This window comes from Streptomyces sp. NPDC052064 (assembly GCF_055585925.1).
Genome location: NZ_JBVJJE010000011.1, coordinates 174,796 through 198,104 on the forward strand (window position 1 = coordinate 174,796; position 23,309 = coordinate 198,104).

At 71.3% G+C, this 23,309-nt stretch carries 21 protein-coding genes and 1 pseudogene; 14 read left to right on the forward strand and 8 right to left on the reverse strand.

What is annotated here, in order from left to right:
- Window positions 1-255 precede the first annotated feature (255 nt).
- The 5 genes from ACZ6TU_RS28475 to ACZ6TU_RS28495 all read left to right on the forward strand — a co-directional run bounded on the left by ACZ6TU_RS28475 (window position 256) and on the right by ACZ6TU_RS28495 (window position 6,257).
- On the forward strand, window positions 256-1,278 hold the full coding sequence (locus tag ACZ6TU_RS28475; RefSeq protein WP_467677457.1) for a LacI family DNA-binding transcriptional regulator: 1,023 nt from the start codon (window positions 256-258) through the stop codon (window positions 1,276-1,278).
- 123 nt (window positions 1,279-1,401) lie between these two features.
- Window positions 1,402-2,643 (forward strand): sugar ABC transporter substrate-binding protein, encoded by a 1,242-nt coding sequence (locus ACZ6TU_RS28480; RefSeq protein WP_469551924.1) that lies wholly within the window; start codon window positions 1,402-1,404, stop codon window positions 2,641-2,643.
- Between the two features lie 10 nt (window positions 2,644-2,653).
- Window positions 2,654-3,640 carry a carbohydrate ABC transporter permease gene (locus tag ACZ6TU_RS28485; RefSeq protein WP_467677460.1) on the forward strand — a complete coding sequence of 329 codons (987 nt, stop codon included), beginning with the start codon at window positions 2,654-2,656 and terminating at the stop codon, window positions 3,638-3,640.
- Window positions 3,637-4,461, forward strand: coding sequence for a carbohydrate ABC transporter permease (locus tag ACZ6TU_RS28490; protein WP_467677462.1), 825 nt, complete (start codon window positions 3,637-3,639; stop codon window positions 4,459-4,461). Before ACZ6TU_RS28485 ends, ACZ6TU_RS28490 begins: the two co-directional genes overlap by 4 nt.
- A gap of 56 nt (window positions 4,462-4,517) precedes the next feature.
- Complete coding sequence (locus ACZ6TU_RS28495; RefSeq protein ID WP_467677464.1) at window positions 4,518-6,257, forward strand: amylo-alpha-1,6-glucosidase; 1,740 nt, start codon at window positions 4,518-4,520, stop codon at window positions 6,255-6,257.
- 94 nt (window positions 6,258-6,351) lie between these two features.
- Here the strand turns inward: ACZ6TU_RS28495 and ACZ6TU_RS28500 are convergent, their stop codons facing one another.
- Window positions 6,352-8,031: an NAD-dependent malic enzyme gene (locus ACZ6TU_RS28500; RefSeq protein ID WP_467677466.1), complete on the reverse strand. Its 1,680-nt coding sequence runs from the start codon at window positions 8,029-8,031 to the stop codon at window positions 6,352-6,354.
- A gap of 162 nt (window positions 8,032-8,193) precedes the next feature.
- Here ACZ6TU_RS28500 and ACZ6TU_RS28505 point away from each other — a divergent pair, with 162 nt between their 5' ends.
- The 9 genes from ACZ6TU_RS28505 (at window position 8,194) to hypA (ending at window position 15,309) form a co-directional block, all read left to right on the forward strand.
- Window positions 8,194-8,661 (forward strand): DUF6069 family protein, encoded by a 468-nt coding sequence (locus tag ACZ6TU_RS28505; protein ID WP_469551927.1) that lies wholly within the window; start codon window positions 8,194-8,196, stop codon window positions 8,659-8,661.
- 194 nt (window positions 8,662-8,855) lie between these two features.
- Window positions 8,856-10,388, forward strand: coding sequence for a hypothetical protein (locus tag ACZ6TU_RS28510; protein WP_469551930.1), 1,533 nt, complete (start codon window positions 8,856-8,858; stop codon window positions 10,386-10,388).
- A 1-nt stretch (window position 10,389) separates the two neighbouring features.
- Entirely contained in the window at window positions 10,390-11,478 is a 1,089-nt protein-coding gene (locus ACZ6TU_RS28515) for an NADH-quinone oxidoreductase subunit B family protein (RefSeq protein ID WP_467677472.1), read from the forward strand.
- Between the two features lie 64 nt (window positions 11,479-11,542).
- The gene (locus ACZ6TU_RS28520; protein ID WP_467677473.1) at window positions 11,543-13,336 is read left to right on the forward strand and encodes a nickel-dependent hydrogenase large subunit; all 1,794 of its coding nucleotides are present in this window, start codon (window positions 11,543-11,545) and stop codon (window positions 13,334-13,336) included.
- Window positions 13,329-13,880, forward strand: a complete 552-nt coding sequence (locus tag ACZ6TU_RS28525) for a NifU family protein (RefSeq protein ID WP_467677475.1) — start codon at window positions 13,329-13,331, stop codon at window positions 13,878-13,880. The genes ACZ6TU_RS28520 and ACZ6TU_RS28525 overlap by 8 nt, the downstream gene beginning before the upstream one ends.
- Entirely contained in the window at window positions 13,877-14,473 is a 597-nt protein-coding gene (locus ACZ6TU_RS28530) for a DUF5947 family protein (RefSeq protein ID WP_467677477.1), read from the forward strand. The genes ACZ6TU_RS28525 and ACZ6TU_RS28530 overlap by 4 nt, the downstream gene beginning before the upstream one ends.
- A 41-nt stretch (window positions 14,474-14,514) precedes the next feature.
- Complete coding sequence (locus ACZ6TU_RS28535; RefSeq protein WP_467677479.1) at window positions 14,515-14,721, forward strand: hypothetical protein; 207 nt, start codon at window positions 14,515-14,517, stop codon at window positions 14,719-14,721.
- A 26-nt stretch (window positions 14,722-14,747) separates the two neighbouring features.
- Entirely contained in the window at window positions 14,748-14,945 is a 198-nt protein-coding gene (locus ACZ6TU_RS28540; RefSeq protein WP_467677481.1) for a hypothetical protein, read from the forward strand.
- A gap of 7 nt (window positions 14,946-14,952) precedes the next feature.
- Entirely contained in the window at window positions 14,953-15,309 is a 357-nt protein-coding gene (hypA, locus tag ACZ6TU_RS28545) for a hydrogenase maturation nickel metallochaperone HypA (RefSeq protein WP_467677483.1), read from the forward strand.
- 54 nt (window positions 15,310-15,363) lie between these two features.
- Here the strand turns inward: hypA and hypE are convergent, their stop codons facing one another.
- From hypE to ACZ6TU_RS28580, 7 genes and pseudogenes are all read right to left on the reverse strand, one after another.
- Entirely contained in the window at window positions 15,364-16,434 is a 1,071-nt protein-coding gene (hypE, locus tag ACZ6TU_RS28550; RefSeq protein WP_467677485.1) for a hydrogenase expression/formation protein HypE, read from the reverse strand.
- Window positions 16,427-17,569 (reverse strand): hydrogenase formation protein HypD, encoded by a 1,143-nt coding sequence (hypD, locus tag ACZ6TU_RS28555; protein ID WP_467677487.1) that lies wholly within the window; start codon window positions 17,567-17,569, stop codon window positions 16,427-16,429. The genes hypE and hypD overlap by 8 nt, the downstream gene beginning before the upstream one ends.
- Complete coding sequence (locus tag ACZ6TU_RS28560; protein WP_467677488.1) at window positions 17,566-17,847, reverse strand: HypC/HybG/HupF family hydrogenase formation chaperone; 282 nt, start codon at window positions 17,845-17,847, stop codon at window positions 17,566-17,568. Before ACZ6TU_RS28560 ends, hypD begins: the two co-directional genes overlap by 4 nt.
- A gap of 3 nt (window positions 17,848-17,850) precedes the next feature.
- Window positions 17,851-20,163 (reverse strand): carbamoyltransferase HypF, encoded by a 2,313-nt coding sequence (gene hypF, locus ACZ6TU_RS28565; RefSeq protein ID WP_467677490.1) that lies wholly within the window; start codon window positions 20,161-20,163, stop codon window positions 17,851-17,853.
- Window positions 20,160-20,909, reverse strand: a complete 750-nt coding sequence (gene hypB, locus ACZ6TU_RS28570) for a hydrogenase nickel incorporation protein HypB (RefSeq protein ID WP_467677492.1) — start codon at window positions 20,907-20,909, stop codon at window positions 20,160-20,162. Before hypB ends, hypF begins: the two co-directional genes overlap by 4 nt.
- 38 nt (window positions 20,910-20,947) lie before the next feature.
- Window positions 20,948-21,534 (reverse strand): annotated as a pseudogene (locus ACZ6TU_RS28575) (hydrogenase maturation protease).
- A complete protein-coding gene (locus ACZ6TU_RS28580) occupies window positions 21,531-23,276 on the reverse strand; it encodes a hydrogenase maturation protein (protein WP_467677494.1) in 1,746 nt (581 codons plus the stop codon). The pseudogene ACZ6TU_RS28575 and the gene ACZ6TU_RS28580 overlap by 4 nt, the downstream one beginning before the upstream one ends.
- Window positions 23,277-23,309 lie beyond the last annotated feature (33 nt).

Here is a 23,309-nt window from a genome sequence, read left to right on the forward strand (position 1 = left end):
AGAGTCGAACCGGTTCGACTCATCGCGTGGACATGGGCTGCGACCCGTCCGTCGTCCCTTGCGGCATGCGGAGACGGCCGCTCGTCGAACCGGTTCGCAGGAAGTTAGCACCGGCGAAATCCCCCAGCAATACCTCTGCCGCAGGACAAGAAGTGCTGCGCAGGGTGTTGACAGCCGTCCGGGCAGTTCCTAGCTTCACTTCACGCGAACCGGTTCGACAACCACTGGTTCGACAGCCCACGCAAGGAGTTCCCCGTGAACATCGGTGAGATCGCCCGGCGGGCCGGTGTCTCGCGGAGCACCGTGTCGTACGCGCTCAGCGGCAAGCGTCCGGTGTCGGACGAGACACGCCGGAAGATCCAGGACGTCATCGACGAGCTGGGCTACCGGCCCAACGCCAGCGCCCGCGCCCTGGCCAACGGCCGGACCAGCACGATCGGCCTGGTCTTCCCGCCCGCCGGCAACCACTACACCGGCATGCAGCTGGACTTCATCGGCAGTGTCGTCGAAGCCGCCGCGGCCCATGACTACGACGTGCTGCTGTCCCCGAGCGGCGTGGACAGCGACCGCTCGTTCCAGCGGCTGCTGGGGGAGCGGCGGGTCGACGGCGCGATCCTGATGGAGATCAGACTGGAGGACGACCGGGTCGACCACCTGGCCGAGCTGGACTTCCCCGCCGTCGCCATCGGCCGCACCGCGCACCCGGAGGGCGGCTGGTGGGTCGGCCTGGACCACACCGCACTGGCGGCGGCGTGCGTCCACCATCTCGCGGACCTCGGTCATCGCCGGGTCGCCTTCGTCAACCGGCCGGAGCAGCTCCTGCGGGCGGGATACGAGTCCGCGCACCGGGGACTGGACGGATTCACCAAGGCCGCGGCCGAGCGCGGGCTGGCGGTGCGGACGTACTGCTGCGGCGACGACGCCGCGTCCGGCCAGGCGTGCCTGGAGCGGATCCTGCACGACGACCCGGCGACCACGGCCCTGGTCACGCTGAACGAGGCCGCCCTGGGCGGCCTCTACCGAGGGCTCGCCCAGGCGGGCCGCCATGTGCCGAGGGACTTCTCCGTCACCGGAGTCGTGGCCGGCCGGTGGGCGGAGACGGTGACCCCGCAGCTCACCGCGGCGGACGTACCGGCCGAGGAGATGGGACGTCGCGCCGTCGACCTGCTCATCGAACGGCTCGACCACCCCGGCGCGCCACCTCGGCACCACCTTCTCGCACCGCCCATCTCGCTGCGGGCGAGCACCGGGCCCGCCGGCGGAACGCCCCCCGCCTGACCCTCGAACCCACCTCGGACCCTCATCGCTTCACCACCACGCACGCCGCCGCCCTTCGGCGTACCGGCACACCCCTCGTCATCCCTCCCACGGCACCCGTATGCCAAGAACGAAGGACCCGCCATGCACAGCTCCTCAAGACGGCTCCTCGCCACCGTGGCCCTGTCGACCGTCGTCGCCGTCGTCGGCACCGCCTGTTCCTCCGGCACGGGCAGCACCGACGCCAAGGACGCCGACAGCGGCACCTACACGATCTGGGACCCGTACCCGCAGTTCGCCAAGGGTTCGTCCTGGACGAAGCTACTGGACAAGTGCGGCACCCAGGCCGGTGTGAAGATCCAGCGGACCGGTTTCGACACCAGCGACCTGGCCAACAAGACGCTGCTCGCGGCCCAGCAGGGCAACTCCCCGGACGTCCTCATCGTCGACAACCCCGTCGTCTCGACCCTGGCCGAGGCGGGCGTGCTCACCACGACCGACGACAACAAGCTCGACACCTCCAAGGTCGACCCGAACCTGATCGCGGCCGGCCAGTCGGGCGGCAAGACGTACGGCACGCCGATCGGCGCCAACACCCTCGCCCTCTACTACAACAAGAAGGTGCTGAAGGAGGCCGGGGTGGACATCGCCTCGGTCAAGGACTGGAAGTCGCTGACGGCGGCGCTGGAGAAGGTCAAGAAGGCCGGCAAGAAGGGCATCACCTTCTCCGCCATCGGGACCGAGGAGGGCAGCTTCCAGTTCCTGCCCTGGTTCTGGGGCTCGGGCGCCGAACTGACCGAACTCGACTCCGCCCAGGCCGTCTCCGCGCTGTCGCTGTGGAAGAACTGGCTGAAGCAGGGCTACGCCCCCAACTCGGTCATCAACAACACCCAGACGACCAGCTGGCAGGAGTTCGCCGGCGGCGACTACGCCTTCGCCGAGAACGGCACCTGGCAGCTCGCCAACGCCGAGAAGGCCGACTTCGAATACGGGGTCCTGCCGATCCCGGGCTCCGACGGGGGCAACGCCGCCGCCCCGACCGGCGGCGAGTTCGTCACCCTCCCGGTCCAGGACGACACCGGCCGCTACACCACCTCGCAGAAACTGGCTGCCTGCCTGACCAGCACCAAGAACCTGTACGACACCGACACCACCCTGTCCTACGTGGCCCCCACCGGCGAGGTCCAGAACAAGCAGGTGGCGGCGAACCCCGCGCTGAAGCCCTGGGTCGACGCGGTCAAGTCGGCCAAGGGCCGCACCAGCGGCGACCTCGGCACCAAGTACCCCAAGATCTCGGAGCAGTTGTGGAAGGCGGTCCAGTCCGCCCTCAGCGGGTCCAAGTCGCCCAAGGACGCGCTGACGTCGGCGCAGGCCGCGGTCAAGTGACATGAGTCCGATGAAGCAGACGGCACATCCGCCGGACCACCGGCCCGTGCGCACCCCGGCCGGGACGGCGGCGGCCTCCGCCCCGCCCCCGGCCCGTGCCGCGACACGGCGCCGCCCGACCTCCCCGCAGTGGGCCGCCTGGGCCTTCCTCGCCCCGGTGACCCTCTACCTCGTCCTCTTCTACGCCTATCCGCTGTTCCGCAACCTCGACCTGAGCCTGCGCGACTACACGGTCCGCTCCTTCGTCCAGGGCAACGCGCCCTTCACGGGCCTGGAGAACTACGGGAAGGTCCTCGACGACCCGACCTTCGCCCCGGCCCTGCTCCACACCGTGGTGTTCACCGCCGTGTGCCTGGTCTTCCAGTACGCCATCGGCCTGGCCCTCGCGGTCTTCTTCCACCAGCACTTCCGGTTGTCGGCGACCCTGCGGGCCCTGTTCCTGGTGCCCTGGCTGCTCCCGCTGATCGTGTCGGCCTCCACCTGGTCGTGGATGCTCAACAGCGACTCCGGCATCGTCAACGCCCTGCTGGGCACCGTCGGCGTCGACCCGGTGAACTGGCTGACCTCGCCGTCCTGGTCGCTGACCTCGGTGATCATCGCCAACATCTGGATCGGCGTCCCCTTCAACCTGGTCGTGCTTCACAGCGGCCTGCAGTCCATCCCCGCCAGCCTGTACGAGGCGGCGGCGCTGGACGGGGCGAACGCCTGGCACCGCTTCTGGCGTATCACCTTCCCGCTGCTGCGCCCGGTGTCCGCGATCACCCTGCTCCTGGGCCTCGTCTACACGCTCAAGGTCTTCGACATCATCTGGATCATGACCAAGGGCGGCCCGGCGGACTCGTCCACCACCTTCGCCACCTGGTCCTACCAGCTCGGCTTCGGCAACCTCCTGCCCGCCTTCGGTCCCGGAGCGGCCGTCGGCAACCTGCTCGTCGTCGCCGCCCTGGTGTTCGGCCTCGTCTACATCCGGGTCCAGCGAAAGCAGGCGCTGTCATGAACCGAAGCCCCAGCCGTACATGGTGGAAGACGGCCATCGGTCTGCTGCTGACCGCGATCATGCTCTTCCCGGTCTACTGGATGCTCAACGTCTCCCTCACCCGCGACCAGGACATGCGCAAGAGCCCGCCGGACCTGCTGCCGCTGAACGGCACCCTGGCCGGCTACCGCACCGTCCTGGACGAGCAGTTGCCCTACCTCGCGACCAGCCTCGTCATCGGCCTGGGAACGGTCGTCCTGACCGTGGCACTGGCCGCCCCCGCCGGCTACGCCCTGGCCAAACTGCGCCCGCGCGGCGGCGGTCTGCTCGCCTTCCTCTTCCTGGTCGCCCAGATGATCCCCGGCATCATCATGGCGATGGGGTTCTACGCCATCTACCTCCAGCTCGGCCTGCTCCGGTCCGTGCCCGGACTGATCGTCGCCGACTCCACCCTGGCCGTCCCGTTCGCCGTGCTCATCTTCACGGCGTTCATGTCCGGCATCCCCGGCGAACTGCTCCAGGCCGCGAAGACGGACGGGGCGGGGGCCCTGCGCACCTTCTGGTCCGTCGTCCTGCCGATGAGCCGCAACGCCGTCGTCACGGTGTCCCTCTTCGCGTTCCTGTGGTCGTGGTCCGACTTCGTCTTCGCCGGCACCCTCGTCAACGGCGGCACCCACGAGCCGATCACCCTGGGCATCTACCACTACATCGGCAACAACAACCAGGAGTGGAACGCCATCATGGCGACCGCCGTCGTGGCCTCGCTGCCGGCCGCGGTGATCCTCGTCCTGGCCCAGCGCTACGTCGCCGCCGGCGTGACCGCCGGTGCCGTCAAGGACTGACCTCCCGTCATCCCCTTCTGCCGACGCTCCCTGCTCGAGAAACGAGTCACGCCTTCATGACCGCCGCCCCGTCGTCCGGACCGGCCTTCTCCGTCCACGACATCCCGTTCAGCACGTTCGGATCCTGGTTCGGCATCTCACCCGTGGTGGCGGAGAAGACATACGCCGAGGACCTCCACCTCGTCTCGCACCAGAACGGCATGCACGCCGTCCTCCGCCTCGTCCCCCTGGACCCGGCGACGGGCGAGCGCGCCGGCACCCGTGTCGAGGCGACACCGGGACTGCTCAGCTGGGTCGCCCCGGCCGGGCGCATCGACCTCGCCTACGAGTCGCCGGACACCGTACGCCTGCGGGGGAGCGGACTGGACATCGGCGTCTCCGCGGCCGCGCAGGTCCTGACCCCGTTCAGCGGGACGTACTTCTTCCACGACCCGGCAGCTGACGCGCACGTGTTCACGTCGTACGAGACGGGACGCCGCTACCGAGTCACCACCCTGTCCGGCCGTATCGCCCACACCGCCGGAGCCCAGGCCCTGGGCGGCGGCGACCGCGGCCTCGCCCTGAGCGCGGCGGCGGACGGCGGGTGGGAGATCGCCATCGAGGAAATCGACACCTCCCGCCCCCCGTACGCGTCCTCGGCCGACTTCGGCGAGATCGTGACGGCAGCACGCGGATCCTTCGCCGACTTCGTCGACGCGGTGGCCCCCTGGCGCTCGTCCGCCACCCCGGCCGCCGAACTCGCCGCCTACGTCCTCTGGTCGGCGACCGTACGCCCGGCCGGACTCGTCTCCCGGCCCGCCGTTCTCATGTCCAAGCACTGGATGGACAAGGTCTGGAGCTGGGACCACTGTTTCAACGCCCTGGCCCTGGCTCCGGGTTGTCCCGAACTGGCCGTGGACCAGTTCGCCCTGCCCTTCGACCACCAGGACGGCAGCGGAGCCCTGCCCGACTCCGTCACCCACTCCGAGGTCCTCCACAACTTCGTCAAACCGCCCATCCACGGCTGGGCGTCGGGCCATCTGCGCCGTCGGCTGCCGGTGCCGCCCAGCCGGGCGGAACTGGCCGACACATACGACCGGCTGACACGCTGGACGCACTTCTGGCTCACCGCTCGGCGCGCCCCCGGAGCCCTCCTGCCCCACTACCAGCACGGCAACGACAGCGGCTGGGACAACGCCACCACCTTCGACCCCGAGCGGGTGGTCGTCACCGCCGATCTGGCCGCCTTCCTCGTCCTCCAGCTGCACGAACTCGCCGGTCTCGCCACGGAGTTGCGGAAGACGGACGAAGCGACCCGGTGGACGCGAACGGCACACGAGATCCAGTCGGCGCTGCTGGACGAACTCTGGACCGGCGAACGGTTCGTCGCCCGGGGAGCCGCCACCGGGCAGACCTGGAGCAGCTCCAGCCTCCTCGACCTGATGCCCATCGTGCTGGGCGAGCACCTGCCCGGCGAGATCGGCAGCGCGCTGGCCGACCACATCAAGGCCCATCTGACCCCGTTCGGCCTGGCCACCGAGCTGCCCACCTCACCGCACTACCTCTCCGACGGCTACTGGCGCGGCCCCGTCTGGGCCCCCGCCACCGTCCTCATCGAGGACGGCCTGCGCCGCGCCGGCCACCACCGGCTCGCCGACGACATCAGCGCCCGGTTCCGCGCCCTGTGCGAGACCCACGGCTTCGCCGAGAACTTCGACGCCCTCACGGGCACGGGCCTGCGCGACCGCGCCTACACCTGGACCGCCGGCAGCTACCTCCTCCTCGCCGAAGCACACGCACACCGGGGCAGCCACTGACCGAGCCCGGACCTTCCTCACCGCAGCGGATGCAGCGCGGTCAACTCGGCGGCCGGGCGGCCCGTGACGATCGACTCATCAAGGAAGCGCCGGTCTAGGCCTCGTACCGTGGTGTCCACTGGGTCTTCGCGACCGCCTCGCGCAGTTCCGCCTCCGTCGCCCGCGGGGCCACCCCGTCCTCGACGGCGGCGAGAGCAGCGGCCAGGGCGATCTCGCGAGCGGACTCGCGCATCCCGTTCAGGGGCGGCAGCAGCGGCACGGGACCGTCCTCGCCGTGGGCCGCCCGTACCGCGCACTCGGCGACGGCCCGGGCGGCAGCCACCATCATGCGGTCGGTGACGCGCGTGGCCCGGCTCGCGGTCACCGCGAGCCCCATGGCCGGGAAGACGTACACGTTGTTCGACTGCGCCACCGGCACCTCGTGCCCGTCCACCATGAGCGGCGGGAAGGGCGAGCCGGTGGCGATCAGCGCCCGGCCGTCGGTCCAGCGGGTGAGGTCGGCGGGCTCGGCCTCGGAGTGGGAGGTGGGGTTGGAGAGCGGGAAGATGACGGGCCGTTCACAGGTCGAGCCCATCTGCCGCACGATCTCCTCGGTGAACGCGCCGTGAGCCGTCGACAGCCCGATGAGCGCCGTCGGCTCGACACGGCGCACCACCTCGGCGAGGCCGGTGCCGTCCCAGCCCTTCACCTCGCTGTCGTCGCGCGCGAACATCCGCTGCTGCGGCGTCAGTTCCGTGCGCGACCGCACCAGCAGACCGTCGACGTCCAGGATCCAGAACCGTGCCGTGGCCTCGTCCTCGGACAGGCCCTCCTCGATCATGGCCGTCCGGATCATGTCGGCGACACCGATGGCGGCCGACCCCGCACCCAGGATCACCAGGCGCTGCTCCGGCAGCGGAGTGCCGGACACGTTCGCAGCGGTGGACAGGGCGCCGAGCGTGACGGCCGCCGTGCCCTGGATGTCGTCGTTGAAGGTGAGCAGCCGGTCCCGGTAGCGCGAGAGGATGGGATAGGCGTGGGCGGTGGCGAAGTCCTCCCACTGGAGCAGCGTTCCGGGAAGCTCCGCCTCGACCGCCGAGACGAAGGCCTCGATCATCTCGTCGTACTCGGCGCCGGTCAGCCTGCGGGCGCGCCGGCCGAGGTAGCGCGGGTTGCCGAGCAGGTCCTCGTTGTCGGTGCCGACGTCCAGCAGGATCGGCAGGGTACGGGCGGGGTGGATGCCGCCGATCGCCGTGTAGAGGCTGAGCTTGCCGATCGGGATGCCCATCCCGCCGACGCCCTGGTCGCCCAGGCCGAGGATGCGCTGACCGTCGGTGACGACGATGACGTCCACGTCCTTGTCGCGGTGCGGACGGTTGCGCAGGATGTCCCGGAACCGATGCCGGTCCTCCCACGTCAGGAACAGCCCGCGCGGCCGCCGGTAGATCTCGCTGAAACGCTGACAGGCCTCACCCACCGTCGGCGTGTAGACGACGGGCAGCAGTTCCTCCAGGTACTCGGTGACCAGACCGTAGAAGAGCACCTCGTTGGTGTCCTGGAGCTGACGCAGGTAGATGTGCCGGTTGAGGGGTTTGTCGTAGCCGTGGAACGCCTCGTAGGCGCGGGCGACCTGCTCGTCCAGGGTCTCCACGGCGGGCGGCAGCAGCCCGTCGAGACCGAGCTCGGCGCGCTCCCGCCGGCTGAAGGCGGTGCCCTTGTTGACCAACGGGTCGGCCAGGGTCGTGACGGCGGGGCTGGTGGTCGTGCGGGGGTGCTGGTTCATCGGCTGGTCCATGGTGTGACGACTTCCCTGGACTCGCCGGTTCGTGCAGGCGACTTGCGCTGTTCGGTCGAACGGTCGTGCCGGTCCTCGGTTCACCGATGAGTTCCGGCGCGTCTGCCCGGTCTACCTCTCCGTAAGGCGTACCAAGCCCAACACCCGGCAGGAGAAGGCGACATGAGCGTGACGACCCCGCAGACGCAGGCCCGGACCGAGTCCCGGCACAACCCCGACTTCCTTTCCACGCGGCCCGTATGGCTGGTCGGCGTCCTGGCGACGCTCGCCGGTGCCGTCGTGACGGAGGCGTTCGCGCTCGTCGCCCGGGCCGTGGGCGCCCCGATGGAGGCGGCCGGCCCCGGGGCCACGGAGGCCGCGGAGATCCCCGTCGGCGGCTTCGGCGGCGGCGTGGTGTTCTGGTCGGTCGCCGGCATCGTCCTCGCGGTGGTGCTCGCCCGCTGGGCGAAGCGGCCCGCCCGCACCTTCACCGTGACCACCGTCGTCCTCACCGTACTGTCCCTCGCCGGCCCGGCCGTCGCCCCGCACACGGCCACGTCCACCCAGATCATCCTCGCCGCGTCGCATGTGGTGGCCGCCGCAGTGATCGTCCCCCTCGTGGCACGGCGGCTGTCCCACGTGCAGAGGTGACGCCCTCGACTCCCAGCGTCCCGACACCGGCCCGTCGCGCTCGCCGCCGACGGGCCGTCGTCATGTTCGTGCCGCCCCGAACGGCCCAATGACGCTGCGCCGGAGGAGGCGACCGTGGATGAGCGGTGTGACCGTGGTGGAAGGGATGCGCGTGCACCCCTGGATGCGCGTGCACACCCGGACGAGGAGGCGCGATGGCGGAGGGATTGGCCGAGGGCGGCACGGCGTGCGCTGCCACGAGAGGCGGCGAGGATCCGCCCCCTGACCGGTCTTCGGACCCCTTCGAGCAGGTGAGCGCCGTCGCCGACGCCGTCCTCTACGAGGGCTACCTCCTCTACCCCTACCGCCGGTCCTCGGCCAAGAACCGCGTCCGATGGCAGTTCGGGGTCCTGTTCCCGCGGGACTGGGTGGAGGCGGACGGGCCCGTGGCCCCCGGTGTCTCCGGCTCCGCCGACTCCTGGTACCAGCAGACCGAGTGCCTGCTGCGGATCAGACAGCCCGGCAACGCGTCCGTACGCGTGCGGATCCGTCACCTCCAGATGCAGCGCAAGCAGGTGGAGGAAGCCCGGGACGGCCGTCATCACGCCGTCGAGTCGCTGCGCACGGCCGACGGCACGGCACATCTGACCTTCGACGAGGCCGTGCCGCGTGAATACGAGGTCGAGGTCCCGCTCGACGAACTCCTCCTTCAGGGTGGACGTACCGTCCCCGTGGTCGCGTCGGCCGGCGTGGACGTCGAGCCGCTGCCCGGTCACGCCGGGCGGGTGGTGCGGCACCGCGACGAGGTACGGGCCGACACCACCGTCACCGCCGAGCGACTCTCGGACGACCTCTGCCGGCTCCGTGTGCGCACCACGAACACCGGGCCGGCACCGGACCCGCGGACCACTCGTGGCGAGGCACTGTGCCGGGCCCTCATCGCCACCCACACCCTCGTCGGCGGCGACGGCGTGGAGTTCGTCTCGCTGACCGACCCGCCGACGGACCTGCGCACACTCGCCCGCTCGTGCCGGAACGAGTTCACCTTCCCCGTCCTCGGCGGCGACGGACACGTCCTGCTCTCCGCACCGATCATCCTGCCCGACCACCCCCAGGTGGCCCCCGAGAGCCCGGGCGACCTGCACGACGCCGCGGAGATCGACGAGATCCTCACGCTGCGCACGATGCTGCTGACCGACGATGAGAAGCGCGAAGCGCGGGCCACCGACCCGAGGGCGGCCGCGATCCTCGACCGGGTCGACACCATGCCGCCGGAGGTCTTCGAACGGCTGCACGGCGCAGTCCGCTCCCTGGCACCGGTCGCCCCCGTGGCCCCGACGCCCGCCGACCGCCCCGCCTGGTGGCAGGAGGGCGCCGACGACGGGCTCTCCCCGACCAACGACACCGTGCTCGTCGACGGCGTCCCGCTCGGCAGTGGCAGCCGCGTACGGCTCCGCCCCCGGGGACGCGGCGCCGACGCCCAGGACATGTTCCTGGCCGGCCGCACCGCCGAGGTCGCCGCCGTCTTCCACGACGTGGACGGCAGCGTGCACCTCGCCGTCACTCTCGACGACGACCCCGCGGCCGAACTGCACACCTGGTACGGCCGCTTCCACTACTTCCGGCCCGACGAACTCGAACCCCTCGAGCCCGCCGGATCCCCGGACGAGCCGTCGGCACCGGCTCCCGCCGCAGCCCAGGCGCGGCACACGACCGACTCCGAGACCCCCGCAGCGGAGGCCGAGTGACATGACAACGCACAGCAGCACCACCGAAGTCAGCAAGGAGCCCGACCGGTCAGAGGAACGACAGGGCATGGAGGAGATCCACATCCTCTGGATCTCAGAAGGCATGAGCTGCGACGGCGACACCGTCTCCCTCACCGCCGCCGACCAGCCCTCCATCGAGGACCTGGTGCTCGGACTGATCCCGGGCCTGCCCAAGGTGAACCTCGTCAACAAGGTGCTCTCCCCGAGCCTGGGCGGCGAGGACTTCCTCGCCCCCTACCGGGCGGCCGTACGCGGCGAACTCGGCCCGTTCATCCTTGTCATCGAGGGCTCGATCCCCAACCAGAACATCATCGAGGGCGACGGCTACTGGACGTCCTTCGGCAACGACCCGGAGACCGGCGAGCCGCAGACCCTCAACTGGTGGATCGACCAGCTGGCCCCCAAGGCCTGGGCGGTGGTGGCCGCCGGCACCTGCGCCACCTTCGGCGGCATCCACGCCATGTCCGGCAACCCGACCGGGTGCATGGGCCTCGCCGACTACCTGGGCTGGGACTACACCTCCCAGGGCGGCCTGCCCATCGTCAACGTGCCGGGCTGCCCGATCCAGCCCGAGAACTTCATGGAGACCCTGGTCTGGGTCCTCTACCACGCGGCCGGCTCCGCGCCGCCGCCCCCGCTGGACCACATGCTGCGCCCGCAGTGGCTGTTCGGGAAGACGGTCCACGAGGGCTGCGACCGCGGCTCGTACTACGAGCAGGCCAGCTTCGCCAAGGACTACAACTCGCCCAAGTGCCTGGTCAAGACGGGCTGCTGGGGTCCGGTCGTCAACTGCAACGTGCCCAAGCGCGGCTGGATGGCCGGCATCGGCGGCTGCCCCAACGTCGGCGGCATCTGCATCGGCTGCACGATGCCCGGCTTCCCCGACGCGTTCATGCCGTTCATGGACGAGCCCCCGGGCGGCACCCTGTCGTCCATGGTCATCAAGCCGTACGGGGCCGTCATCCGCCGGCTGCGCGGCATGACCAACGAACTGGTCAACCACGAACCCAGGTGGCGCCACAACAAGCGCAAGCTGACCAGCGGTTACGACCCGCGCTGGCGACCCTGATGCCGGGCGACGAGCCCTCCACCACCCACCCCCACACCACCGACAGCGAGGGGCAGTACCGCAGATGACCACCACCGAGGCCCGGCCCACCGAGCGCAAACCGCCACAGCTCGTGGACATGTCCTGGGATCCGATCACCCGAATCATCGGGAACCTGGGCATCTACACGAAGATCGACTTCGCCAACCGGGAAGTCGTGGAATGCCACAGCACCTCGTCGCTGTTCCGCGGCTACTCGGTGTTCATGAAGGGCAAGGACCCGCGCGACGCGGGCTTCATCACGTCCCGGATCTGCGGCATCTGCGGCGACAACCACACCACCTGCTCCGACTACGCCCAGCAGATGGCCTACGGCGTCAAGCCGCCCCCGCTGGCCGAGCACATCGTCAACCTCGGCGAAGCGGCCGAGTACATGTTCGATCACACGATCTTCCAGGACAACCTGGTGTTCGTGGACTTCTGCGAGGCGATGGTCAAGGCCACCAACCCGGGGGTGCTGGCCCGCGCCGAACGCACCGAGGCGCCCCGCGGCGAGATCCACGGCTACCGGACGATCGCCGACATCATGAAGGCCTTCAACCCCTTCGAGGGCGAGGTCTACAAGGAGGCCCTGAAGGTCAGCCGGGTCACCCGCGAGATGTTCTGCCTGATGGAGGGGCGGCACGTCCACCCGTCCACGCTGTACCCGGGCGGTGTCGGCACGATGCCGCAGCCGACCGTCTTCACCGACTACCTCAGCCGCCTCATGCGGGTCATCGACTTCGTGAAGAAGGCCGTCGCCATGAACGACGACGTCTTCGACTTCTTCTACGAGGCGCTGCCCGGTTACGAGGAGGTCGGCCGCCGCCGCGTCCTGCTGGGCTGCTGGGGCGCCTTCCAGAACCCCCAGACCGTCGACTACCGCTACGAGACGATGAACTCCTGGGGCAAGGACATGTACGTCACCCCCGGCATCATCGTCGACGGCGAGCTGGTCACCAACAACCTCGTCGACATCAACCTGGGCCTGCGCATCATGCTCGGCAGCTCGTACTACGAGGACTGGGTGAACGAATCGCCCTTCGTCACGCACGACCCGCTCGGCAACCCCGTCGACATGCGCCACCCGTGGAACCAGACCACCGTCCCGGTGCCGCAGAAGCGCGACTTCGACGACAAGTACAGCTGGGTGATGAGCCCCCGCTGGTTCGACCAGCGCACCGGCGACCACCTCGCCCTCGACACCGGCGGCGGTCCGCTGGCCCGGCTGTGGTCGACCGCGCTGAGCGGCCTCGTCAACACCCCGTACGTCAAGTCCACCGGCCACAGCGTGCGCATCTCGCTGCCCAAGGGCGAGTCCCTGCCGGAGACCACCCTGGAGTGGCGCATCCCGCGGTGGAGCAACACCATCGAACGCGACCGCGCCCGGCCGTACTTCGTCGCCTACGCGGCCGCCATGGCCCTGCAGTTCATCGAAGAGGCCATGGGGATGGTCCGCGCGGGCGAGACCAAGGTGTTCGAGAACTACGAGGTGCCCGACGAGGCGATCGGCTGCGGCTTCCACGAGGCGGTGCGCGGCGTCCTCTCCCACCACCTGGTGATCAAGGACAAGAAGATCGCCAACTACCACCCGTACCCGCCCACCCCGTGGAACGCCAGCCCCCGCGACATGTACGGCACCCCCGGCCCGTACGAGGACGCCGTCCAGGGCCAGCCCATCTTCGAGGAGAACGGGCCGGACGACTTCAAGGGCGTCGACATCATGCGCACCGTCCGCAGCTTCGACCCCTGCCTGCCGTGCGGCGTGCACATGTACGTCGGCAAGGGCAAGACGCTGACCACCCTGCACTCGCCGACGTACGGGGCGAACCATGGCTGAGGCCGGCACCGCACGGCTGGCCGACCCGGACGTCGAGGCCCGGCTCGCCCGGCTCGACGACCTGCTGGCCGGCCTCGAGTCCGCCCCCGGCCCCACCACCCGCTCCGCCACCGAGGCCGTGGCGCTGCTGACCGAGGTCTACGGCGAGGCACTGGCCCGCGTCCTGGATCACGCGGACGGGCAACTGGCCGAGCAGCTGGCCGACGACGAGTTGCTGGGCCATCTCCTGGTCCTGCACGACATCCACCCCGAGCCGGCCGAGCGCCGGGCGGCCCGCGCGGTCGAGCGGCTGCGGCCCGCCGTACAGGAACGCGGCGGCGACGTGGAGTGGGCCGGTGTGGAGGGGCAGGTGGCCCAGGTGCGGCTCAAAGCGGGTGGCGGCTGCGGATCCGGTTGCGGTGGTGGAGCTTCCGAGGTCACCGACGCCGTCCGTGAGGCGGTGCTCGCGGTGGCTCCCGAGCTGACGGCGGTGGAACCACTGCCGAGCACGCCGGCACCCGCATTCGTACCGCTGACCACGCTGACACACCGGGGCGCACGGTGACCACGGACGGAGCCCTGGCCCGCCTCATCCGCTCCTCGGCCGACCGCACGGCGGCGGCCGAGACGGAGGTGTGCGACCTGTGCGCCGCGCCGGTGCCCGACGAGCACGCCCACCTCTACGACACCGGGCAGGACGAGGTGCGGTGCGTCTGCCGCCCCTGCTCGGTGCTGTTCGCCGAGACCGGGGCGCGTGACGGCCAGTACCGGCTCGTGCCCCGCCGCAGGGTCCGGCTGCCCAAGGTCGACACCGGGGTCCTGGGCGTACCCGTCGGCCTGGTCTTCTTCGTGCCCCGGGCGGACGGCACCGTCACCGCGCAGGGCCCGAGCCCGGCGGGGGCCATGCGATGGGAGGTGGAAGCGACGGCTTGGCAGGAACTGGCCGGCAGGTGTCCGCAGCTCGCGACCGTGGAACCCGAGGTGGAGGCGCTTCTTGTGAACACCGTCCACGGTCTCGACCACCACTGGATCGTGCCGATCGACGACTGCTACCGGATGGTCGCCGTCGTCCGCCGGGAGTGGCGCGGCCTGTCCGGCGGCGGCCGGGTCTGGCCGGCCGTCGAGCAGTTCTTCGAGGACCTCACCGAGCGGCCATGAGCACGCACTCCGCAGGTCGGAGGCGAGGAAGGAGAACACCCATGGGCAACATCAGAGTGGGCCGGCCCCAGGCGAAGCCCGACACCCCCGGCCATGTCGCCGGCATGCACCAGGGCAACAAGGGGCGGTACGAGGACCAGACCGGTCACCACGAGGACGGCACCGCCGACGCGCGCCGCTCCACGGGAATCCACTGGAAGCGGCATGACGCGCTCGCGGAGACCATGCCGAACATCCCGCCGGGATGATGACGAACAGCAGGGAGTCGCCGCAAATGAAGGTCCAGAGAGTACGCAGACGCGTCGCGCGCAGGCGAGGCGGGATGAGCGGACAGCGGGTGCTGAAGGCCGAGGCCGCCCTGGTGGGCGGTGTGGCCCTGGCACTGTTGTGCTGGGAGTTTCCCAGCCTGAGGCGGGAGATGCGGATCTGGCGGATGGCCGGCGGTTTCCGCGCCGGACACCGGTATCCGTGAGCCGGCCGTGCACGAACTGTCGATCGCGACCGCGATCATCGAGCGGGCCGGCGAGCTGGCCCGGGCGGACGGGACGGGCGCCGTCTCGGCGGTGACCGTCCGCGTCGGCGAGCTGGCGGGCGTCGTCCCCGACGCCCTCGACTTCGCCTTCGAGGTGGCCCGCGACGGCACGGCTCTCGCCGGGGCACGGCTCGTGGTCGAGCAGGTTCCCGCGCAGGCCTGGTGCGGCCCGTGTGCCGAGGAGTTCCCGGTGGGCATGCCCCCGTTCTTCTGGTGCCCGCGCTGCGACCAGCCCTCCAGCGACCTGCGCAGCGGCCGGGAACTGGAGATCGCCGGGATCGAGCCGTCACCGGCCCCGGCATAGCGTGAGTGGGCCCCGCCGAGCATGTCGGCGGGGCCCACTCGCTTCCGGAGCGGATCAGCAGATACGCGGCAACTGCTCGCCGAGCGGCAGATCCACCACCCGCGTGCCGCCGAGGCCGGTGGCGGTCACGACCATGCCGGGATGATCGGCGACGCACTCGCCGATCAGCGCGGCCCCGGCACCCTGAGGGTGGGACCGCATCGCCGCGAGGACCTCGTCCGCCGCCGACGGGGGCACGAAGGCGACGAGCCGGCCCTCGTTGGCGACGTAGAGGGGGTCGAGCCCGAGGAACCCGCAGGCGTTCGCCACCGCGTCCGGCACCGGAATGGCGCGCTCCTGAAGCCGGACACCGGTCCCCGAGGCACGGGCGATCTCGTTGAGGGACGCCGCCAGGCCACCCCTGGTCGGGTCGCGCAGCACATGGATGTCCGGTGTGACGGCCAGCATCGCCGCCACCAGATCCGCCAGCGGCGCGGTGTCGCTGGTGACCTCGACGCCGAACTCCAGTCCCTCCCGGACACTCATGATCGCCACCCCGTGCAGGCCGATCGGCCCGCTCACGATGACGGCGTCACCGGGACGCGCACGCTGGGGCCGGATGTCCACCCCGTCGGGGACGAGCCCCACCCCGGCGGTGGTGACGTACACACCGTCGCCGTGCCCGGACTCCACCACCTTGGTGTCACCCGTGGCGATGGTGACCCCGGCCGCCTCGGCCGCCGCACCCATGGAGCGTGCGACCCGTTCGACGACCGTCAGCTCCACGCCCTCTTCCAGGACGAACGCGGCGGAGAGATACGCGGGCCGCGCACCGCTCATCGCCAGGTCGTTGACGGTGCCGTTGACCGCGAGGTCGCCCAGGCTGCCGCCGGGGAAGAACAGCGGCCGGACGACGTACGAGTCGGTGGAGAAGGCGAGCCGCGCGCCGCCCAGTTCGAGGACGGCCGAGTCGGCGAGACCGGCCAGGGTGGCGTTGCCGTAGGCGGGAGTGAAGATCTGCTCCATCAGCTCCGCCGACAGTGCTCCGCCTCCGCCGTGTCCCATCACCACGACATCCTGGTCGCGCAGCGGGGCGGGGCAGGTCCAGTTGGCCGGGTCGACCACATCGGCGAGCTGCTCAGGCAACGGGAGCCACCTCCTCCTGTGGGGCCCCGCCGGTCTGCGGAGACGGGGCGTTCATCCGGCGGTACAGGTAGTAGGCCGCGCAGGCGCCCTCGCTGGAGACCATGGTGGCGCCGAGCGGGGTGCGCGGGGTGCAGGTGGTGCCGAACGCGGCGCACTCGGTCGGCTTGATCAGCCCCTGCAGCACCTCGCCGCTGCGGCACTCGGCGGGCTCCTCGGTACGGATCCCGTTGACGTCGAAGCGGTGCTCGGCGTCGTACGCGCGGAAGGCGTCGGTCAGCTTCCAGCCGCTGGCGGGGATCCGCCCGATGCCCCGCCAGTTCCGGTCGGTGACCTCGAACACCTCCTCGATCATGCGCACGGCGGCCGGATTGCCCTCCTCGCGCACGGCACGCGGATACGCGTTCTCCACCCGGTGCTCGCCACGCTCCAGCTGGCGGACCGCCCGGCGGATGCCCTCCAGGATGTCCAGCGGCTCGAACCCGGTCACCACCATCGGCACACCGAACCGCTCGGCCAGCTCCGGATACTCCGCCGTGCCCATCACGCTGCACACGTGCCCGGCGGCCAGGAAGCCCTGCACCCGGCAGGCCGGAGCCGTCATGATCGCCTCGACGGCCGGGGGCACCCGCACATGCGACACCAGCAGGCTGAAGTTGCTCAGACCCAGCCTGCGCGCCTGGTGCACGGCCATCGCGTTGGCCGGTGCGGTGGTCTCGAAGCCGATCGCGAAGAACACCACCTCCCGGTCCGGGTGGCGGCGGGCCAGCTCCAGGGCGTCGAGCGGCGAGTAGACCACGCGTACGTCGCCGCCTTCGCCCTTGACCCGGAACAGGTCGCGGCCGGTGCCCGGCACTCGGAGCATGTCGCCGAAGGAACAGAAGATCACTCCAGGTCGCGAGGCGATCTCCAGGGCCTTGTCGATGACCTCCAGCGGTGTGACGCAGACGGGGCAGCCAGGGCCATGGATCAACTCGACCTGTTCGGGCAGCAGTTGGTCGATGCCGTGCCGGATGATCGAGTGGGTCTGCCCGCCGCACACCTCCATCAGGGCCCACGGCCGGGTCGCGGTGGCCCGGATCTCGTCCAGCAGACGCCGGGCCAGATCCGGGTCGTTGAACTCGTCGATGTACTTCACGCCGTTCCCGCCTCCTTCGCCGCCTGCTCCCAGGCGTCGCCGAACTCCTCCTCCAGCAACCCCAGTTCCTCGAACAGCTTCAGCGAGGCCAGGGCCGACTCCTCGTCCAGGCGCTGGAGCGCGAAACCGACGTGCACGATGACGTACTCGCCCACCCGCACCTCGGGCACGTACTCCAGACACGCCTGCTTCCGCACTCCGCCGAAGTCGATCAGCCCGGTGAGCGGATCCGCGCTGTCGTCGATGGCCACGACCTTGCCGGGCACTGCCAAACACATGGGTCACTCCTCCTGTCGTAGGTGCGCCGCGACCACCAGCTGGCCGAGGGCCAATCCGCCGTCGTTCGGGGGGACTTCGCCGTGGCGGAGCACCGAGAACCCGTCGCCGGCCAGCAGCCGCGTGCACTCCTCCTCCAGCAGCGCGTTGGCGAAGACCCCGCCGCTGAGGGCGACGGTGGCCAGGCCGGTGGCCCGGCGCGCACGCCGGCAGATCTCCGCGACGGCCCGCGCCACCGCCCGGTGGAAGCGGGAGGCGAGCACGGGGGCAGGGGTGCCCCGCCGCAGATCGGCGACCAGTGCGCTGAGCACGGGCGCCGGGTCGAGGTCGCCGGCGAAGGCGTATGCCGAGGTCTCGGCGTCCCAGGCCGAAGCGGCCGCCGCCTCCAGCTCCAGGGCGGCCTGCGCCTCGTACCCCGCGCGATGGCACACGCCGACGAGCGACGACACGGCGTCGAAGAGCCGGCCCATGCTGGAGGTCGCCACACAGGCCACACCGCGCGCCAGTTGCTGTCGCAGAACGGCCAGTTCGTCGGCCGCGCAGGCGGTCACGCTCGGCAGGTCCGCGTCCCACGGCAGGCCCGCCGCCCACAGCCGGGCCAGCGCCAGGCGGCACGGGTTGGCCACACCCGCGTCGCCGCCGGGCAGCGGGGCGGGAGCCAGATGGGCCAGGCGCCGGTGGCCGGTGTAGTCGGCGATCAGGATCTCGCCGCCCCAGACGGTGCCGTCGTCGCCGTAGCCCGTGCCGTCGAAGGCGACGCCGATCACGGGTGCGGTGCCGTCGAGACCGTGCTCGGCCATCGCGGAGGCGATGTGCGCGTGGTGGTGCTGGACCAGCACAGGAGTGCGCTCGGCCAGCCGGGCGGCCCACCTCGCCGAGTGGTACCCAGGGTGCCGGTCCGCGGCGACGACTTCGGGCGCGACGCCGGTCAGGCACCGCATGTGCGCCTCCGCCCGTCGGGCCGCCTCCAGGGTGGTCAGATCGCCCATGTCGCCGATGTGCGGTCCGAACCAGGCGTCGTCGCCCTCGCCGAGGCACAGGGCGTTCTTCAGATCGCCGCCCACGGCGAGCGCGGGCCGCACCGGGACCGGCAGCCGCAGGGGGCGGGGCACATACCCCCGGGACCGGCGGAGCACCTGCTCGGTGCCGTCGGGGCGCACCCGCAGCAGGGAGTCGTCGCAGGGCGAGGCGATGGGCCGGTCGTGGGCGAGCCACGCGTCGGCCAGCCCGGCGAGCCGGGTCAGTGCCTCGTCGTCGTCCGTGACGATCGGTTCGCCGGAGCGGTTGCCACTCGTCATGACCAGCACGCGCGGTCCCGGCGGATCGCCGGGCAGGCCGAACAGCAGGGTGTGCACGGGTGTGTAGGGCAGCATGACGCCGAGGTGGGGGCTGCCGGGGCAGACGCCGGGCGCGAGGCCTGCCCGCCCGTCGCGTCGGCGGAGCAGGACGATGGGGCGCCGGGGGCTGGTGAGGGCGGTCAGCTCGGGTGTGGAGAGCACGGCGATCCGCCGTACGGCGTCCAGGTCCGCGCACATCACCGCGAACGGCTTGCCGCCGCGTGCCTTGCGGGTGCGCAGCGTCTCGACGGCCCGCGCGTCGGTCGCGTCGCACGCCAGGTGGTAGCCGCCGAGGCCCTTGACGGCGACGATCCGCCCGGCGGCCAGCAGCGCCCGTGCCACCGCCAGGGCGTCGGCGTCCCGCGCCGGGCGGACATCGCTGCCGGCGGCGGGCACCAGGCGCAGCCGGGGACCGCAGCCGGGGCAGGCCACGGGCTGGGCGTGGAAGCGGCGGTCGAGGGGATCGCCGTACTCCCGGGCACAGTCGGCACACATCGGGAAGCCGGTCATGGTCGTGACCGCCCGGTCGTACGGCATGCCCGTGGCGATGGTGAAGCGGGGCCCGCAGTGGGTGCACGTGACGAACGGGTGCCGGTGCCGGCGGTCCGCCGGATCGGCCAGTTCCCGCAGACAGTCCGCGCAGGTCGCCGTGTCGGGCGGGAGGAGGGTGTGGCCGGGAGAGCGGTCGGTGGCACGGATGGCGAAGGTGCCTTCGGCGCCGGTGACGGGCAGGTCCTCGAACCCGACACCGGTGACGGCGGCCAACGGTGGAGTCCGGGTCACCAGCCGGTCGCAGAAGTCCGCGACACCCTCCGGCGTGCCCTCCACCTCGATGAGAACACCGCTCGCCGTGTTGCTCACGAATCCCGTGAGCGCGAGACCGGTGGCCAGGCGGTGCACGAAGGGGCGGAACCCCACGCCCTGCACGGTGCCGCGTACCGTGACGCGGCGGCGCACCGCCTGTGTGACGGGGGCTGTCACGAGACGAGGCCGGCTTCGGCGTCCTCATGGGTGTGGGTGTGGGTGTGGGTGTGCGGGCGGGGCGCCAGCGGAGGCCGGTGGGCAGGGCCCCCGTCCCGCACGGCGAGCACCCGTTCCAGCACGGCGTCGACGCCGTCGCCGGTGCGCGCGCAGGACCGCACCACCTCCACCCCCGGGTTGACCCGCTGCACATGCGCCTCGAAGGCGGTCCGGTCGAACCCGGCGGGCGCGGTCAGATCGGTCTTGGTGAGCACCACGAGGTGGGCGGAGCCGAAGGCCGTGGGGTACTTGAGCGGCTTGTCCTCGCCCTCCGTCACCGCCATGAGCACGATCCGCAGACTCTCACCGAGGTCGTAGGACGCCGGGCAGACGAGGTTGCCGACGTTCTCCACGAAAAGCAGCGAGGTGTCCTCGGGCAGCCAGCTCTCCACGTGGCCGCGCAGCTGCCGCGCCTCCAGATGGCACAGCCCGTCCGTCAGCAGCTGCTTCACCGGGGCTCCCGAACGGGCCAGCCGGTCGGCGTCGTTCTCGGTCGCCAGGTCGGCGGTGAGCGCGGCCACCGGAAGGCCCCGCTCCACCGCCCTGGCGAGCACCCGCCCGAGCAGTTCCGTCTTGCCGCTGCCCGGGCTGGACAGCAGATTGACCACGCTCACTCCGCGCCGGGTCAGCTCGTCGCGCAGGCCCGCGGCCAGACCGTCGTTCTTCGCCAGGACGGCCTGAGTGACCTCGTCCACGGAATCGCACATGGGCGCCGCTCCTCGCGGTCGGTAGGGAAATCGGTCCGCTACCGATCCTCGGCGCCGTCTCTCACGGTGCCCGGCAGCCCGGCGGGGACAGGGCGGGGGATTCGTCCGGGCGGCTCAACGAGGGCGTGGCCGCCGGGTCGGCCAGCAGCACCGGAACCATGGCGTGCAGGGCCGCGACGGCCCGCCCGACCGCTTCGCGTACCGTCGCGCTGATGCCCGGGGCGATGTCCTCGTCGGCAGGTGCCCGCAGCTCGGGCTCGCAAGCCAGGACGAGGACGCGCGGGAGCGGTTCGTCGCCGAGGTGGGCGGCCAGGGCGAGGACCTTCGCCGGGTCCATGCCGTGTGCCTCGGGCGGGGCGCCGGCCGAGGCGCGGTCGGGCAGGTCCGGCTCGATCAGCGACAGGGTGCCCGGCTCGTGTCCCCGTACGGCCGCGTCGACCAGGACGGCCGTGTCGTAGCCGTCGAGCAGCGCGTACGCGAGGTCCATCCCGCGGATGCCGAAGTCCCGTACCCGCACCTCGGGCGGCAGCGGGCGCTGGTCCAGGGCGCGGACCACCTCGGGGCCGAAGGCGTCGTCGGCGAGGAAGATGTTGCCGACGCCCGCCACGAGCAGCCGCGCACTCATCGTGCGCCTTCGGTCGCCAGTGGCCTGGCGGAGCCGCTCGGGACCTTGCGGACGAAGGCGGACCGCAGCGCGTGGTACGGGGCCTGCGGGTCGAAGAAGATGGCGCGCATGCGGGCGAGTTCGGTCCGCCGGTATTCGGCGAGGGGGCGCTGGAGCTCGTCCGCGTGACGTGCCGTGGTCTTGGCGGTGATCCGGCGTGTGAGGTCCGGGTCGCCGGCGAGTGCGGCAGCCAGTCGCTCGACCTCGGTCGTGAACTCCCCGGCCTGGGCCGGCACCAGACGATCCACCAGGCCCATCCGCGCAGCCGTCGCGGCGCTCACCGGCAACGCCTCGCTCGTCAGCCGCTCGGCCGTCTCGGCTCCCACGCGGCGCGGCAGCGAGTACGTCCAGTACTCCGATCCGTACAGGCCCATGTTCCGGTAGTGCGGGTTGAGGACGCTGCCCGTGCGGCACCACACCTCATCGGCGGCCAGGGCCAGCATGACACCGCCGGCCGCCGCGTTGCCGCCGAGCGCCGCCACCACCAGCCGATCCGTGGTGCGCAGCACGGCCTCGACCAGATCGTTCATGGCGATGAGGTTGGACCAGGACTCGCCCGCCGGGTCGCTCGACGCCTCGATGACGTTCAGGTGGATGCCGTTGGAGAAGAAGTCACGGGCGCCGCCGAGCACCACCACCGAAGTGGGGCGGGTGAGCGCGTACCGGTAGGCGGCGAGCAGCCTGCGGCAGTGGTTGGTGCTCATCGCCCCGCCCGGGAACGAGAAGGACAGGAAGCCGATGTCGTCCCGCTGCCGGTAGCGGATGTCGGACCAGGTGGTGCGGTTCGGTGGCAGTTCGAGCGGGGCGGCGATCTCCGGCAGCCAGTACGGTCGGTCGTTCGAACCAGGCATGCCAGGGCCGCTGCCGGGCGGGGCCGGGAAGCCGGCGAGGACCGAGGCCGCCGGGCGGCGGAACGGTGCCGGGTCGCCGGAGCTCTTGCGGGGGCGCAGTTCCGGGATCCACACCGCGCCGTCGCGGGTGGCCCGGCAGACCGCGCCGGACCGCGTCGCGAGCAGCTCGCCAGGGTGTCCGCGCAGACGGTCCTCGTGGTGCCCGCCGTGCAGGAACACCTCCCGGTCGCACACCTCGTCCAGGACGCCGGGCTGTGAGTCGGCCCCGCGGAGCTTGCGCAGCACCGTGTCCGTGCTGTCGTTCTCCCAGTCGATCCGCCGCTGCTCCTGGCGGAAGAAGTCGCGCCACACCACGCTGATCCCGGGATCGCTCTGCGGCCGTGGCTTGAACGATCCGTCGGCGAACCGCCGTACGGCCAGCAGCACCGCGGCCGCGGCGGCGTCGGACACCTCGTTGCGGTACACGTCGCTCTTGCCGGCCGGCGGCACCCGGAAGGACCCGTCCGCCCAGATGTCCCCCGCGTCCATCGCCGCCTCGGCCTGGAGTACCGTCACGCCCCACTCGGGCGCCTCCTCGGCGATCGCCCAGTCCAGCGACGACGGGCCGCGGTCGCCGGGTGGTCCCGGGTGCACGATCAGGCAGGTGTGCTCCTGCCACACGTCCTCCGGCAGGGCCGACTTCAGCATCGGCGCGACGATCAATTCCGGGCGCACCTCGCGTACGGCGGCTCGGAGCGCGTCGGCGCCGTGCGAGGCGAGCACGACGTCCACGTCGTGCCCTTGGTCCGACAGTTCCGCGTACACACGCTGGGACAGGCTGTTGAACGCGCTGGCGACGAGCAAGATGTCCATGACATGGCATGGTCGCCGGTCGGGGGAGGCCCG

Excerpts from the sequence above, each read along its gene's own strand:
- ACZ6TU_RS28540 (WP_467677481.1), top strand. The coding sequence starts at position 14,748 with ATGAAGGTCCAGAGAGTACGCAGACGCGTCGCGCGCAGGCGAGGCGGG.
- ACZ6TU_RS28500 (WP_467677466.1), bottom strand. The coding sequence starts at position 8,031 with ATGGACCAGCCGATGAACCAGCACCCCCGCACGACCACCAGCCCCGCC.
- ACZ6TU_RS28520 (WP_467677473.1), top strand. The coding sequence starts at position 11,543 with ATGACCACCACCGAGGCCCGGCCCACCGAGCGCAAACCGCCACAGCTC.
- ACZ6TU_RS28485 (WP_467677460.1), top strand. The coding sequence starts at position 2,654 with ATGAAGCAGACGGCACATCCGCCGGACCACCGGCCCGTGCGCACCCCG.
- ACZ6TU_RS28510 (WP_469551930.1), top strand. The coding sequence starts at position 8,856 with ATGGCGGAGGGATTGGCCGAGGGCGGCACGGCGTGCGCTGCCACGAGA.
- ACZ6TU_RS28515 (WP_467677472.1), top strand. The coding sequence starts at position 10,390 with ATGACAACGCACAGCAGCACCACCGAAGTCAGCAAGGAGCCCGACCGG.
- hypB (WP_467677492.1), bottom strand. The coding sequence starts at position 20,909 with ATGTGCGATTCCGTGGACGAGGTCACTCAGGCCGTCCTGGCGAAGAAC.
- ACZ6TU_RS28490 (WP_467677462.1), top strand. The coding sequence starts at position 3,637 with ATGAACCGAAGCCCCAGCCGTACATGGTGGAAGACGGCCATCGGTCTG.
- ACZ6TU_RS28505 (WP_469551927.1), top strand. The coding sequence starts at position 8,194 with ATGAGCGTGACGACCCCGCAGACGCAGGCCCGGACCGAGTCCCGGCAC.
- ACZ6TU_RS28480 (WP_469551924.1), top strand. The coding sequence starts at position 1,402 with ATGCACAGCTCCTCAAGACGGCTCCTCGCCACCGTGGCCCTGTCGACC.
- ACZ6TU_RS28495 (WP_467677464.1), top strand. The coding sequence starts at position 4,518 with ATGACCGCCGCCCCGTCGTCCGGACCGGCCTTCTCCGTCCACGACATC.
- ACZ6TU_RS28535 (WP_467677479.1), top strand. The coding sequence starts at position 14,515 with ATGGGCAACATCAGAGTGGGCCGGCCCCAGGCGAAGCCCGACACCCCC.
- ACZ6TU_RS28580 (WP_467677494.1), bottom strand. The coding sequence starts at position 23,276 with ATGGACATCTTGCTCGTCGCCAGCGCGTTCAACAGCCTGTCCCAGCGT.
- ACZ6TU_RS28525 (WP_467677475.1), top strand. The coding sequence starts at position 13,329 with ATGGCTGAGGCCGGCACCGCACGGCTGGCCGACCCGGACGTCGAGGCC.
- ACZ6TU_RS28560 (WP_467677488.1), bottom strand. The coding sequence starts at position 17,847 with ATGTGTTTGGCAGTGCCCGGCAAGGTCGTGGCCATCGACGACAGCGCG.